Annotated in this window: 13 protein-coding genes; 5 read left to right on the top strand and 8 right to left on the bottom strand. The window is 72.5% G+C overall.

The genetic code is table 11. The features are described from left to right. The first annotated feature begins 12 nt into the window (after window positions 1–12). The gene (locus ACH4K4_RS33005; protein ID WP_398172515.1) at window positions 13–768 is read left to right on the top strand and encodes a GntR family transcriptional regulator; all 756 of its coding nucleotides are present in this window, start codon (window positions 13–15) and stop codon (window positions 766–768) included. Here ACH4K4_RS33005 and ACH4K4_RS33000 read toward each other — a convergent pair. Continuing rightward, window positions 749–1,585 (bottom strand): alpha/beta fold hydrolase, encoded by an 837-nt coding sequence (locus tag ACH4K4_RS33000; protein WP_398172513.1) that lies wholly within the window; start codon window positions 1,583–1,585, stop codon window positions 749–751. The genes ACH4K4_RS33005 and ACH4K4_RS33000 overlap by 20 nt on opposite strands. Before the next feature lie 226 nt (window positions 1,586–1,811). Between ACH4K4_RS33000 and ACH4K4_RS32995 the strand changes: the two genes are divergently transcribed. After that, window positions 1,812–2,093, top strand: a complete 282-nt coding sequence (locus ACH4K4_RS32995) for a hypothetical protein (RefSeq protein WP_398172511.1) — start codon at window positions 1,812–1,814, stop codon at window positions 2,091–2,093. A 26-nt stretch (window positions 2,094–2,119) separates the two neighbouring features. Then, the gene (locus ACH4K4_RS32990) at window positions 2,120–3,829 is read left to right on the top strand and encodes a sigma-70 family RNA polymerase sigma factor (protein ID WP_398172509.1); all 1,710 of its coding nucleotides are present in this window, start codon (window positions 2,120–2,122) and stop codon (window positions 3,827–3,829) included. A 33-nt stretch (window positions 3,830–3,862) separates the two neighbouring features. Here the strand turns inward: ACH4K4_RS32990 and ACH4K4_RS32985 are convergent, their stop codons facing one another. Beyond that, a complete protein-coding gene (locus ACH4K4_RS32985) occupies window positions 3,863–5,020 on the bottom strand; it encodes an ROK family transcriptional regulator (RefSeq protein WP_398172507.1) in 1,158 nt (385 codons plus the stop codon). A gap of 195 nt (window positions 5,021–5,215) precedes the next feature. On the opposite strand from ACH4K4_RS32985, the gene ACH4K4_RS32980 reads away from it, so the two are divergent. Continuing rightward, window positions 5,216–5,668, top strand: a complete 453-nt coding sequence (locus ACH4K4_RS32980; RefSeq protein ID WP_398172505.1) for a hypothetical protein — start codon at window positions 5,216–5,218, stop codon at window positions 5,666–5,668. A 143-nt stretch (window positions 5,669–5,811) separates the two neighbouring features. On the opposite strand, the gene proP is transcribed toward ACH4K4_RS32980, so the two are convergent. The 3 genes from proP to purB form a co-directional block, all read right to left on the bottom strand. Then, window positions 5,812–7,347, bottom strand: coding sequence for a glycine betaine/L-proline transporter ProP (gene proP, locus ACH4K4_RS32975; RefSeq protein ID WP_398172584.1), 1,536 nt, complete (start codon window positions 7,345–7,347; stop codon window positions 5,812–5,814). A gap of 321 nt (window positions 7,348–7,668) precedes the next feature. Beyond that, window positions 7,669–8,235: a G/U mismatch-specific DNA glycosylase gene (gene mug / locus ACH4K4_RS32970; RefSeq protein ID WP_398172503.1), complete on the bottom strand. Its 567-nt coding sequence runs from the start codon at window positions 8,233–8,235 to the stop codon at window positions 7,669–7,671. A 12-nt stretch (window positions 8,236–8,247) separates the two neighbouring features. Next, window positions 8,248–9,681: an adenylosuccinate lyase gene (gene purB / locus ACH4K4_RS32965; RefSeq protein WP_398172501.1), complete on the bottom strand. Its 1,434-nt coding sequence runs from the start codon at window positions 9,679–9,681 to the stop codon at window positions 8,248–8,250. Window positions 9,682–10,039: 358 nt separating this feature from the next. Here purB and ACH4K4_RS32960 point away from each other — a divergent pair, with 358 nt between their 5' ends. Continuing rightward, a complete protein-coding gene (locus ACH4K4_RS32960) occupies window positions 10,040–10,264 on the top strand; it encodes a hypothetical protein (RefSeq protein WP_398172499.1) in 225 nt (74 codons plus the stop codon). 15 nt (window positions 10,265–10,279) lie between these two features. Here the strand turns inward: ACH4K4_RS32960 and ACH4K4_RS32955 are convergent, their stop codons facing one another. From ACH4K4_RS32955 to ACH4K4_RS32945, 3 genes are read right to left on the bottom strand one after another with little or no spacing between them, the layout of a single operon-like run. Beyond that, a complete protein-coding gene (locus ACH4K4_RS32955) occupies window positions 10,280–11,050 on the bottom strand; it encodes an SGNH/GDSL hydrolase family protein (RefSeq protein ID WP_398172497.1) in 771 nt (256 codons plus the stop codon). Between the two features lie 12 nt (window positions 11,051–11,062). Beyond that, window positions 11,063–12,112 (bottom strand): hemolysin family protein, encoded by a 1,050-nt coding sequence (locus ACH4K4_RS32950; protein ID WP_398172495.1) that lies wholly within the window; start codon window positions 12,110–12,112, stop codon window positions 11,063–11,065. Next, window positions 12,109–13,449: a hemolysin family protein gene (locus ACH4K4_RS32945; protein WP_398172493.1), complete on the bottom strand. Its 1,341-nt coding sequence runs from the start codon at window positions 13,447–13,449 to the stop codon at window positions 12,109–12,111. Before ACH4K4_RS32945 ends, ACH4K4_RS32950 begins: the two co-directional genes overlap by 4 nt. Window positions 13,450–13,634: the final 185 nt, after the last annotated feature.

Raw genomic sequence — 13,634 nt, 5'->3', positions numbered from 1 at the left:
GCGGAGGACAGGGTGGGGACCACGCAGCTCGAAACGGTGCCGGAGCCGAAGTACTGGCACCTCAAGACCGTGCTCAGCGAGGCGCTCGACTCGGAATTCTCGGTCGGCGAGGTACTGCCCAACGAGCGGGAGCTCGCGGCGCGCTTCGGCGTCGCCCGCGCCACGCTGCGGCAGGCGCTGGAGCAGCTGGAGCTGGAAGGCCGCCTGCAGCGCCGCCGGGGCGTGGGCACGACCGTCGCGCCGCCCCGCGTCGGCGTGGCCGTGGCGCCGGTACGCCACACCTGGCCGGGCGCGGCCGGTGACGACTGGCAACCCGTCGACGCCGTCGAGTCGCAGACCGTTCCCGTGGCCGTGGCGCGCCTGCTGGAGCTGACGCCCGACGAGCGGGTGCACATCGTGCACCGCAGCAGGGTCACGCACGGCCAGCCGGTCGCCGCCGAGCAGCTGTACGTGCCCGTCCGCTGCGTGCCCGGAGCCGCCGCCGGCGCCGCGGTGGACGCGCCGGCCCGCGCCCGCGTCGTCCTCCGCGAGCTGCAGCAGCTCGAACTGGAAGGCCAGGACCGGGCCGTGGAGCTGGGCTCGGCCCGCGCGGACGACGCCAGGGAACTGGACCGGCTGCCCGGCGCCCCGGTCCTCGTCGTCACCACCCGCTACTTCACGGGCGGCCGTACCGCCGCCGTGGCGCTGTCCACGTACCGCGCCGACACCTGCCGCCTCACCTTCGGCGACAACGAGGCCGAGGCGGGCGTCACCGCCCTGGTGAGCTGAGCCCCGGCGAGCCGACGCCTGGCGGGCCGGACCGGGACAGGAACGCCTTCACCATCGGTACGACCAGGTCGGCGCGCCGCGGCAGGTCGCGGTGGGTGGTGCCCGGGAGCACGCCGAGCTGTGAGCCCGGGATCAGGCCGTGCATCTCGACGGCGTGCTCCAGCCGGACGAAGTCGGTGTCGCCGACCAGCAGGAGGACCGGCGCCTCGATGCCGGCCAGCGCCTGCGCGGACCAGCCCTCGAACGCGTACACCGCCGGCTGGAGCTTCTCGGCGAACGCCTCGAAACGCCCCGGGTCGGGGGCGACTTCCGTGTACGCCTCGTACATCTCCTGGAAGTCGCTCTCGGTGGGCATCCGGGGAGAGCCGGGACGCGCGGAGGGGTCGCGGACCTCGGGGTGGTAGCCGTCGGGCCGGTAGTGGGTGGAGGCGAGCACCAGCCGGTCGACCCGCGCGGGCCGGGCGACCGCCAGCTGAAGGGCGGTCAGGCCGCCCAGGCTGAAACCGAACACGTCGGCCCGGTCGATCCCGAGGTGGTCCAGCAGCCCCGCCACATCGTCGGCCAGGTAGGAGAGCGCGGGCTCCCGGTCGATGTCCCCGGTGTGCCCGTGCCCCTGCAACTCGACGGCGACGACCTGGCGCGTCGCGGCGAGCGCGGGGAGTATGCCGCCGAAGGTCAGGTCGATGGTGAGCATGCCGCCGTGCAGCAGGACCAGTGGCCGTCCCGTGCCGTGGACCTCGTAGTACAGATTCAGGCCGTTGACGCGGGCGTACCCGGCGGACGACGGATACGTGGTGGAGTCCCTGTCCTCGCTCAACGCTCTCTCCCCGGTTCGGCACGGCGGGTGCCCGGCCTCTGACCTCTGCTCGGTCAGGCTCCGGACCAGCTGCTCAGCACACTAGCCGGGGGGTCTGACAACGCCTCCGCGTCGCGCCGCGGCCCGGCCGCCAAAAGTTTTTCCGGGGAAGTGCCCCCGGCGGGTGCCTTCCCGCGCCCTTACTCCTTCGACCGATCTCAACCGGAGCAGTCGAAGGAGAACGACCATGAATCGGAGGCTTGTGCCGGGCGCGGTACGGGTGGCGTTGCTGGGGCCGGTGATGGCCCTGGTGAACCTGTTGCTGCCTCCTGGCACCCTCAGGGACCTGCTGGTGTTGTGCGCCGATGTGCTCATCGGCGCTGTCGCGCTCCGTCCGCGCCCCTTGCACCACCGTGCGCGGTGTGTGCCCACCCGTGCGCCGTTGCCGTGGCGGATCGCTGTACGAGCCCGCGTGCGACGCTCGTACTCCGGCCGCGCGCCGGAGCACACGAACGGGGTGGGGCAGTGACGACATCGCCCAGCATCAGGCGCACAATGGCCGACGTGGACGCCGCCGCCTGGGTCAGGCGCTTCCAGTCCACCACCGACCGGCGGGCGCGTCGCGCCCTCTTCGACGAACTCTACGAAAGCCACTACGCACGCCTGTACGGCTTCTGTCTCAAGCGGCTGCTGCCCGACCGGGACGCCGCTCAGGAAGCGCTCCAGGAAACCTTCCTCACGGCCTGGTCGAAGCTGGACCGGTTGGAGCACCCGGAGGCCCTGGAGTCCTGGCTCTACCAGATCGCCTGGCGGCGCTGCGCCCAGCAGAGGCGCAAGCGGCCCCGGAACGCAGCGGTTCCTTGGACCGACTCGGAGGAGTCGGCCGGCCGGGAGACGGCCCGACGCTTGCGGCAGATCGCGGAAGACGACGCCGACTTCACGGTCCGTCGCCGCCGTGCGCTGACGCTGACCAGGAACATCGCCGTGGCCCTGGGCCCCGGCACGCAGCGGTTCCACGACCTTTACGTCGGCGAGGAGCTGACCGGGGCCGAGCTGGCCCGGCGGCTCGGACGCGCCACCGGGAGCACCAAGGACCACAACGAGGCGCTGCGCAAGGCCTTCCGGGCCAACGTGCTGGCCAAGGACCCGCGCAACCGGGAGGCGTGCGGGAGGCTCGCGGACATCCTGGCGGACGCGGTGGCGTCCCGGGCGGCCGAGGCCGCGGCCGCCGCGGTGGCGGGGGACCATGCCGCAGCCGACCGGGCGCGGCGGGCCGTGGACGTCCTGGAGCGCTTCCTCGCCGACGCGAACAGCACCGAAGCCCTGCCGGGCGCCGTGTGCCGCACCGTCACCCGCCACGCGGGCCAGTGCCGTACCTGCCAAGGCGGCGCCAAGCGCAGCGTCGCCCGCTGGTTCCCGGTCGTCGCGCCCTTCGCGTTCGCCGACCTCCTCGTGGAAGCGGGGCGGGACGACTTCGACCTGGTCTCTTCGAGTTCCCCGGCCGACGGCGGACCGGCGACGGAGGTCAAGGGCCCACTGGGGGACCAGAGCGGCAAGCTCGCACGCCGGAGCCGGGGATCCGCGAGGAACCGGCAGGGCGGGACGCGCAGGCGGGGGACCTCTTCCGGCGGCCTCGCCGGCGGTCACCGTACACCGCCGGCGTCCCCGCGCATCGGGCGCCGCATCGCTTGGAACTCCCTGGTGGCGCTCGCGCTCGGGCTGGGGGTCGGGTACGGGAACGGCGGTACCGACCTTCCGATGGCGCAGCTCCCGTGGAGTGCCCCGGCCCCGCCGGAGGAGTCGCACGGCACCGCGTCGGCGTCCGGGGGCGACTCGTCACGCGGTACGGCGTACGGGAGTACACCGTCCGGGGGCACGTCGTCCGGGCGTACGGGCACCGCGTCCGCCACGGCGGCTCCCGCTCCCCGGCCCGATCCGGGAGCCGGGTCGGCGGCGAGCCCGTCTTCCCGCCCTTCGAGCAGCTCACCGCCTCCGGGGACGGGGCAGGCGGCCGCGTCCGCACCGCCGACGGATCACGTTCCCGCCGAGGAACAGCCGGCGGGCGAGCAGCCGCTCGAACAGCCTCCGGAGGACGAGGAGGCGGTTGCCGGGCCGTCGGAGTCCCAGACGCCGACTTCGCCGCCGGCCGAGTCGTCCAAGACCGGCAACCTCGTGGAACTGCCGGTCACCAACCACCAGAGCGTCCTGTCACGGGTGGTCGTCGGCTCGTCCCAGGAGACGGGGGTCCCCGGCGAGCCGGGGTAGGGGTACGGCAAGGTCCCGGCCGGAGCGCGTCACTCAGCGCCGGGCCGTGACCGTTCCCTCGACCGCGAACAGTTCGCCCTCGACATGGTCCAGCGCGAGCCGCAGCGCGCCCGTGGCCACCGCCGCTTCACCCAGTGCGGACAGGGCCACCTGCGGCGGCCGCAGACAGTAGCGGGCCAGTTCGGCGCGGAGCGGCTCCAGTACGTCGTCCAGGCCCGCGGCCCAGCCGCCGACCACCACCAGTTCCGGGTCCAGCGCGAGCACCAGCGCCGCGACGTCGTGCACCAGCCGCCGGATGAAACGGTCCATCGCTTCCCTGGCCCGTGCGTCACCGTCGCGCGCGAGTTCGAACACCCGCGCCACCTGTGCCTCGTCCAGCGGGTGCAGCGGCTGGCCGGTCGTGGAGAGCAGCTTCTCCGGAGTGGCCTCGCGCCCCAGCAGGTGCAGCGCGCCGATCTCCCCGGCTGCGCCGCCGAAGCCGCGGTGCAGCCGGCCTCCGATCAGCGCGCCGGCCCCCGGGCTCAGCCCCGCGAGGACGAACACGATGTCGTCCGAGCCGGCTGCCGCGCCCTTCCAGTGCTCGGCCACCGCGGCGGTGTTCGCGTCGTTCTCCACCAGGACGGGACACCGGAACGAGCGGCGCAGCCGGTCACCGAGCGGCAGCCCGGTCCAGCCCGGCAGGGCGGTTCCCAGCCGTACGGTGCCGTCCGCCTCCACGATGCCGGGGCTGCCCACGCCGACCGCCCGCAGCGAACTGCGGGCCACGCCCGCCCGCCGCAGCAGTTCGGCCACCGCGGTCCGTACCTTCTCCAGCCGTTCGTCCGCAGGCGCGGTCTCCGCGACCGTGCGCTGGGCGGAGCCGAGCACCCGGCCGCCCAGGTCGGACAGGAGCGCCGCCACCCGGTGCGGGCCGATCTCGACGCCCAGCAGGTGTCCGGCCTCCGTACGGAAGCGGAAGCGGCGGGCGGGCCGGCCCTGACGGCGGGCGGCGCCCTCGTCGGCGGGCGCCTCGGCCACCAGGCCGGTCTCGATCAGCCCCTCGACCACCCCCTCGACCGTGGGCCGGGAGAGGCCGGTCACTTCCACGAGGTGGGTGAGCGTGGGGGTGTCGGCGGCGCGCAGCGCGTGCAGCACCACCGCGGAGTTGATCCGTCGCAGCAGCGAGGGGTCCCCACCGGTTAGCCGCCCCAACGTCCGTCTCCCTCGCATTGCGTGTGTGGCGGATCGTAGCCGGTCAGCCGGTGTGCGGCGAGTCCCGGGCGGTGGACGGGGGACCGCCGGGAGGCAGCCGCGCGGCCGTGCGCCGGAGCCGGGTCCGGGGTGGCCGGCCACCGCTGATGCGCTGACGCCGGGCCAATTGTCAGACCCCGGCGGTTTACTGACGGCATGACGAAATCGACCACAGCACAGCATCTCACCGCCATCGACCTCCTCCGCGGCCGCGCCTTCCCCGACGGTCCGGTCCGCTCCGCCATGGTCGAGAGCGGCCCCGGGTTCCACGTCGCCCAACTGCGCGGCGACGAGCAGCTCTGGGAAGCGGACCCCGCGGTCGTCAAGGAGACGGCGCAGGAGTACCGGGCCGAGCTGGAGGGACTCATATCGGCTCTCTGCTTACGCTGGGGCGAGCCGGAGGTGCTGGACCTCGCGGGGCATCTGGAGCGGGTGGCCATGGGCATGCCCGTCCAGCCGCCGCTCGACGTGCTGTGCGCCCAGGTACCGCGCGTGTACGCCTGGCGTGCCGAGGGGCGCTGGGTAGCGGTGGGGCTGGGGGAGGGCGATCCCGAGATGCCCGTCTTCCAGCTGCTGGCGGCGGTGGGCCGCGCGGATGCCGTGGGCTGAGCGGGAGCGGCGGGCGCGGTTGCGGTACGGACCGGCCGCGCCACCGGCGCCGCCCGTGCCGGGACCGTGCGGAGCGAGGGCGGGCGGGGCGGGGGCCGCGCGCGGACCGTGCCGGCGCGGCCGTCCCGTCGCTCCTGCGGTGCCTACTTGTTCTGGTTGCCCTGGTCGTCGCGGTGATGGCGGCCCCAGGGGTGGCGCAGGCGGATCCAGATGTCCCGGGCCTGGCGCCCCGCCTCGGACCGGCTGTCGGCCACCAGTTTGCGGGCCTGTTCCGGGGTCTCGACCATCGGACCGGAGCCCCGCAGCGGCTTGCCCGCCGTCTCGTGCAGGAAGAAGGCGGCGATGAAGCCGATGACGCCCGCCACCATCAGGTAGTACGCGGGGATCATGTGGCTGCCGGTGGACGCCACCAGCGCGGAGGCGACCAGCGGCGTGGTGCCGCCGAACAGCGACACCGAGATGTTGAAGGCGATGGACAGCGCGCCGTAGCGCAGATGGGTCGGGAAGAGCGCAGGCAGCGTGGAGGCGGAGGTTCCCGCGAAGCACACCAGCAGCAGACCCAGGACGAGGCACCCGAGGGCCGGAAGCAGGATGCCGCCCTGACGGATCAGCAGGAACGCCGGGTAGGAGAGCGCCACCAGCGCGATGCTGGACGCGATGAACACCGGCCGGCGACCCCAGCGGTCCGAGGTACGGCCCACGGTCGTGATCGTCAGCGCGACGACGACCATGGTGCCGAGGACCAGCAGCTGCGCGGTCGTCGGATCCTCGCCGAGCGTCTCGGTCATGAAGGTGGGCAGGTAGGAGGTCACCATGTAGTTGGTGACGTTGTACAGCAGCACCAGTCCCATGCAGATCAGCACGGCTTCCCAGTGCCCGGTGAAGATCTCCTTCAGCCGGCCCTTGCCCGACTGCCGGGCCTCCTCGACGGGCGTGTCGCCGGATTCCGACGCCTCGGCCTCCTGCCGCGCCGCTTCCGCCTCCTGCTTGAAGGCCGGGGTCTCCTCCAGCTTCAGGCGCATGTAGAGGCCGATCAGGCCGAGCGGACCGGCGATCATGAAGGGGATACGCCACCCCCAGCTCTCCAGGCCGTCCGTGCCCAGTACGGCGGTGAGCACGGTGACCAGGCCCGAGCCCAGCGCGTAGCCGACGAACGTACCGAAGTCGAGCCAGCTGCCGAGGAAGCCCCGGCGCTTGTCGGGGGCGTACTCGGCGATGTAGGTCGTGGCGCCGGCGTACTCACCGCCGGTCGAGAAGCCCTGCACCAGCCGGCAGACGAGCAGCAGCAGGGGAGCGGCGAACCCGACGGTGGCGTACGTGGGCAGGAACCCGACCGCGAAGGTGCTGATCGCCATCATGATCATGGTCGCGGCCAGCACCCGCTGCCGTCCGATGCGGTCGCCCAGCGGCCCGAAGACCAGACCGCCGAGCGGCCGTACGAGGAAGGCCGCGGCGAAGGTGGCGAAGGTGGAGACGAGCTGGGCCGCGGGGGAGCTGGACGGGAAGAAGACCTTGCCCATCGTGGCCGCCAGATAGGCGTAGACCCCGAAGTCGAACCACTCCATCATGTTGCCGAGGGCGGCCGCCGTGACCGCGCGGCGTACCTGCGGTCTGTCGGTGACGGTGACTTCCTCGACGCTGAGCTGGCGTTTGCGGCGGCGCAGCAGAGTGCGCAGCAGCCGGTCGGTGTCGGAGTTGTTTCCTCCGTCCGACCGCTTGTTCCGCCGGAGGCGCGGCGGCTGAGGCTGACCGGTAGTCATCTCGTCCTGTCGCTAGGGGCTGAGCGGCACATTGGTTTCTCCGAGTATCAACGCAAAGATCGAAATCGGCAGAACCAGCATAGGAACGAGATAGATGGGACCAAAGGGACGCTGGATGGCTTATCGGCTCACTGGCCGTATGTATACGGCGCAAATCTCCCGTACGGCCTACGCGTCCCGCACGGCCCTTCCACCCCGTGCGTCCTACACACAACGCTCGCCTTACCCGAAACGGGCAGCTCACACGTCCGGCGTGGCACCGTCTTCGGCGAAGGCCGCGGCGCGCAGGCGCCCGTACTCCTCCGCCATGGTGGCGAGGGACCAGTGCGCGTTCAGGCCACTCGGATTGGGCAGCGCCCAGACACGGGTGTCACCGATGGTGCACTCCTGCGGCCCCACCTTCGCGTGCTTGTCGTCGAAAGCCACCCGATAGGCCGTCACCCCCGCCACGGCGAGCCATCTCGGCCGCAGCCGCCTCACCTTCTCGACCAGCTGCCGGCCGCCCTCGCGGAACTCCTCGGCGGACAGCTCGTCGGCCCTGGCACTCGCCCGCTCCACGACATTGGTGATGCCGATGCCGTACGCGAGCATCTCCTCCTGCTCGGCGGGCTTGAGCACCCGCGGCGTGAAACCGGCGGCGTGCAGCACCGGCCAGAAGCGGTTGCCGGGCCGGGCGAAGTGATAGCCGGCGGCGGCCGACATCAGTCCGGGGTTGATACCGCAGAAAAGCACCCGCAGGCCGGGCGCCGCCACGTCGGGGACGAGGCGGCCGCGCGCGGCCCGCAGTTCCTCGGGGGTGAATCCCATCTCAGCGGGGCCTCACAGGATCGAGCCCGGCGCGTACGCCGCGGCGTCGGGGTACTGCTTGGTGATCTCTTCGATACGGGACACGACGGCGGCCACCTGGTCGGCGGCGGCGCCCGTGAAGGACAGCTTGTCGGCCATCAGCGCGTCCAGCCCCGCCCGGTCCAGCGGGATCCGCTCGTCCGCGGCCAGCTTGTCCAGCAGCTCGTTGCGCTCCACGCCCTGCTCGCGCATGGCGAGCGCCGCGGCGACCGCGTTCTCCTTGATCGCCTCGTGCGCCACCTCGCGGCCCACCCCGGCCCGTACGGCGCCCATCAGCACCTTGGTCGTGGCGAGGAAGGGCAGGTAGCGGTCCAGTTCGCGCGCGACGACGGCGGGGAAGGCGCCGAACTCGTCCAGCACGGTCAGGAACGTCTCCAGCAGGCCGTCCAGGGCGAAGAAGGAGTCCGGCAGCGCGACCCGGCGCACCACCGAGCAGGACACGTCGCCCTCGTTCCACTGGTCGCCGGACAGCTCGCCGGCCATCGAGGCATAGCCGCGCAGGATGACCATCAGGCCGTTGACGCGCTCACAGGACCGGGTGTTCATCTTGTGCGGCATCGCGGACGAGCCCACCTGGCCGGGCTTGAAGCCCTCGGTCACCAGCTCGTGGCCGGCCATCAGCCGGATCGTCTTGGCGAGCGAGGACGGCGCCGCGGCCAGCTGCACCAGCGCGGTGACCACGTCGTAGTCCAGCGAGCGCGGGTAGACCTGGCCGACGGAGGTGAACGCCTGGCCGAAGCCGAGGTGGCCGGCGATCCGCTGCTCCAGCTCGGCCAGCTTCGCGGCGTCCCCGCCCAGCAGGTCCAGCATGTCCTGCGCGGTGCCGACCGGGCCCTTGATGCCGCGCAGCGGGTAGCGCGACAGCAGGTCCGTCAGCCGCCCGTACGCCACCAGCAGCTCGTCGGCGGTGGTCGCGAAGCGCTTGCCGAGCGTGGTCGCCTGCGCCGCGACGTTGTGCGAACGCCCCGCCACGACCAGCTCGGCGTGCTCACCGGCCAGCCGGCCCAGCCGCGCCAGCACGGCGACCGTACGGTCCCGCACCAGCTCCAGCGACAGCCGCACCTGGAGCTGCTCGACGTTCTCGGTCAGGTCGCGGGAGGTCATGCCCTTGTGGACCTGCTCGTGCCCGGCGAGCGCGTTGAACTCCTCGATGCGGGCCTTGACATCGTGGCGGGTGACCTTCTCCCGCTCGGCGATCGACGCCAGGTCGACGTTCTCCAGCACCCGCTCGTAGTCGGCGAGGGCCTCCTCGGGCACCTCGACCCCGAGGTCCTTCTGCGCGCGGAGCACGGCCAGCCACAGCTTGCGCTCCAGCTTGACCTTGTACTCGGGGGACCACAGGACGGCAAGCTCCGCGGAGGCGTAGCGGCCGGCCAGGACATTCGGAATGCGGGGCTTGGCAGTCACGTGACCAGAGTCTACTGGTCACGTGGACATGCCTCGCCGGTGGCAGGCCCGCCGCCCGCCCGCCCGGTCGCCCCGGCGCGGGCCGGTCTGCCCGCCGGGGCGAGTGGGACCGCGTCAGCCGGAAGACCGGCGGCCCCTCGACGAGCATCTCCCCGGGCGCCGCGGCACTGGCTCCCGATCCGCTGAACTACGGCTGGCGCGGCTGGGCGTGGGTCGCGCACGGCCGGGACAACTCCACCTTCCAGGCGGACATGACCGTCGACGAGGAGCGCGCCTGCTGGGCGGAGGTCGTCGGCACCATGGAGAGGTCAGCGACATCAGCCTGTTCGTCGGCAAGAGCCTCGGCGGGCCGGATTTCGTGCAGATCGTCAAGGACCAGCCGGAGCAGCTCCACGCCGACTCGGCCGGCAGCGGGCGGGTCATGTCGCTGGTCCTGCACCCGTTCGTCATCAACCAGCCGTTCCGGCACAAGTACCTGGACCAGGCGCTCGAACACATCGCCAACCACCCCGGCGTGTGGCTGACGACCAGCGACGAGATAGCCGAGCACTACACCCGGACGGTCCTCCGCAAGGAGGCGTGAGGGCGGCGCGCCGGTTCAGTCCTCGTAGGGCAGCAGGTCGGGGCGCTTCGGCGGGCGGCCGTCCCCGCTGGAGCGGCCGCTCAGCCGCCTGCCGATCCACGGCACCAGGTGCCGGCGCGCGAAGCGCACGTCCGACGTCCGCCGGGCCGCCCAGCCCGGTGGTACGGAAGCGGGCAGCGGCGCGTCCCAGTCGGATTCGGCCGGGAAGCCGAGGGCCTGCCAGACGGCCTCGGCCACCCGCTCGTGCCCGGCGCCGTTCAGGTGCAGCCGGTCCTCCGCCCACATCCGCCGGTCGGCCAGCGCGCGGGAGGAGAAGAGGTCCACCACGATCGCGTCGTGCTGTTCGGCCAGCGCGTCGATGTGGGCGAAGAGCTGCTCCATGCGCGGCCGGAACCGCTCCAGCACCGGCCCCTGCCGGCCAGGGCTGCGCATCAGTACGAGCTGCCCGCAGTCCTTGGCCAGCCGCCCTGCGGCCTCCTCCAGGAGGCCGCAGACCCGGTTCACGTCGCACTTGGGCCGCAGGACGTCGTTCAGCCCGCCCACCAGGGTGACCAGGTCGGCGCCCATCGCGGCCGCCGGCCCGGTCTGCTCCGCGACGATCTGCCCGATCAGCTTGCCGCGCACCGCGAGGTTGGCGTACCGGAAGCCGGGGGTACGGGCCGCGAGCCGCGCAGCCAGCAGATCCGCCCAGCCGCGGTACGAGCCGTCCGGCAGCTCGTCGGACATGCCCTCGGTGAAGCTGTCGCCTACCGCGACGAAACTGGTGTATGAGGCACTGATCTCCATGGCGGAGGAATCCTACCCGGGGGCGCCCCCGGCCGGTCCCGCCTTCTTGGGCTGCTGCTGGAGCACCAGCTCCCGCAGCACGTCCTCCATCGTGACCAGGCCGGCCAGCCGGCCGTCCTTGCCGATGACCGCCGCCAGGTGCGTGCGGGAGGCGCGCATCGCCGTCAGGACGTCGTCAAGCGGCGTCTCGGCCCGTACGCGGGCAATCGGGCGCAGCGCCGGCACCGGGAAGGGAAGGTCCCGCGGCGCGGCGTCGAGAGCGTCCTTGACGTGCAGGTATCCCAGGATGCGCTGGGTGCTGTCGACGACGGGGAAACGGGAGAAACCGGACTGCGCGGCCAGTTCCTCGATGCCCTCAGGGGTGACGCCGAGCCGTGCCGAGACCACCTTCTCCGCCGGCAGCACCACATCGGTGACCGGCCGGCGGCCCAGCTCCAGGGCGTCCCGCAGGCGCTTCTTGGCCCGGTCGTCCAGCAGCCCGGCGGCCTGCGAGTCCTCGACCATCTTGGCGAGCTGGTCGTCGGAGAACGTCGCGGCCACCTCGTTCTTGGCCTCCACCCGCAGCAACCGCAGCAGCGCGTTGGCGAACGCGTTGATCGCGAAGATCACCGGGCGCAGCGCCCGGGTCAGCGCGACCAACGGCGGCCCCAGCGCCAGGGCCGTGCGCACCGGCTCGGCCAGCGCCACGTTCTTCGGGACCATCTCGCCGAAGAACATGTGCAGATACGTCGCCAGGGCCAGGGCGATCACGAAGGAGATCGGATGGGTCAGGGCGCCCGGCACGCCGACCGCGTCGAAGAGCGGCTCCAGGAGGTGGGCGATGGCGGGCTCGGCGACGGCGCCGAGCACCAGGGTGCACAGGGTGATGCCGAGCTGCGCGGCCGCCATCACGGCGGAGACGTGCTGGAGCCCCCACAGGACGCTGTGCGCCCGGCGGTCGCCGTCCTCGGCGTGGGTGTCGATCTGGCTGCGGCGCACCGAGATCATCGCGAATTCGGCGCCCACGAAGAACGCGTTGACGACCAGCGTGAGCAGGCCGACGAAGAGCTGGAGCGCGGTCATCGGGCGTCCTCCGCGGTCCGGCCGGCGCCGTCGGGCAGCGGCGAGTGCAGCAGCACCCGTGCCGCGCGGTGCCCGGACGCGTCCACGACGTCGATCCGCCACCCCGCGGCCTCGACGCTGTCCCCGGCGGCCGGGATCCGGCCCAGCTCGGTGGCGATCAGTCCGGCCAGGGTCTCGTACGGGCCGTCCGGCAGCTTGAGACCGATCTGTTCCAGCTGGTCGGCGCGTACGGCGCCGTCCGCGTCGTAGCGGATGCGGCCGTCCGCGTCCTCGCCGGCGGGCGCCAGGTCCGGGGTCTCCATCGGGTCGTGCTCGTCGCGTACCTCGCCGACGACCTCCTCGACGATGTCCTCCAGGGTGACGACCCCGGCCGTACCGCCGTACTCGTCGATGACCACGGCCATCGTGCGCTTGCCGGACAGCCGGTCCAGGAGCTTGTCCACGGTCAGGGTCTCCGGCACCAGCAGCGGCTCGCGCAGCAGCTCGGACACCGGGTACCGGGAGCGGCGGTCGGCGGGGACGGCCAGGACGTCCTTGATGTGCACGACGCCCACCACGGAGTCCAGGCCGCCGCGGTAGACGGGGAAGCGGGACAGGCCGGTGACGCGCGTCGCGGCGGCCACGTCCTCGGCCGTGGACTGCACGTCCAGGGCGGTGACCTGGACGCGGGGCGTCATCACGTTCTCCGCCGTCAGGTCGGCGAGGTTGAGGGTCCGGACGAACAGTTCGGCGGTGTCGTGCTCCAGGGCGCCTTCCTTGGCGGAGTGCCGGGCCAGCGCGACCAGTTCCTGCGGCCCGCGGGCGGAGGCCAGTTCCTCGGCGGGCTCCATGCCCATCCGGCGGATCACCCGGTTCGCGGTGTTGTTGAGGTGCCCGATGAGCGGCTTGAAGGCGGCGCTGAAGCCGCGCTGCGCGGTGGCGACCCGGCGGGCGATGGGCAGCGGGCTGGAGATGGCCCAGTTCTTGGGGACCAGTTCGCCGACGACCATCAGGACCACCGTGGAGACCGCCGTACCGAGGACCAGGGCCACCGAGTCGACCGCGGCCGGCGGCAGCCCGGCGGCGCCGAGCGGGCCGGCCAGCAGCGTGGCGATCGACGGCTTGGCGAGCATGCCGATGACCAGGTTGGTCACGGTGATGCCGAGCTGCGCGCCGGAGAGCTGGAAGGTCAGGCTGCGGACGGCCTTGAGCGCGCTGTCCGCGCCGCGCTCGCCGCGCTCCACGGCGCGTTCCAGGTCGCTGCGCTCGACGGTCGTCAGGGAGAACTCGGCCGCGACGAAGACGCCGCAGGCCAGGGTCAGGAGCAGGGCCACGGCCAGGAGGAGCAGCTCGGTCATCGGGTCACCTCCGTCCCATGATCGAACAGGACCGGGAGGTTCGCGCTCCGGGCGCAGACGCGGGGACGACTGGGAGGCTCGCCCATGGCTGGACGCTCACTCCTTTCGCTGGACGACGGGGGAAACGTCAATATTAAAGGATGTGCAAAGCGGGTGGCGTGCGAGTGGGGAGTGTGGGAACGGCG

This window comes from Streptomyces sp. NPDC017529 (genome assembly GCF_044329785.1).
Taxonomy (GTDB): Bacteria; Actinomycetota; Actinomycetes; order Streptomycetales; family Streptomycetaceae; genus Streptomyces.
The sequence above is the reverse complement of the archived record's forward strand: the minus strand, read 5'-3'. Positions and strand labels throughout refer to the sequence as shown.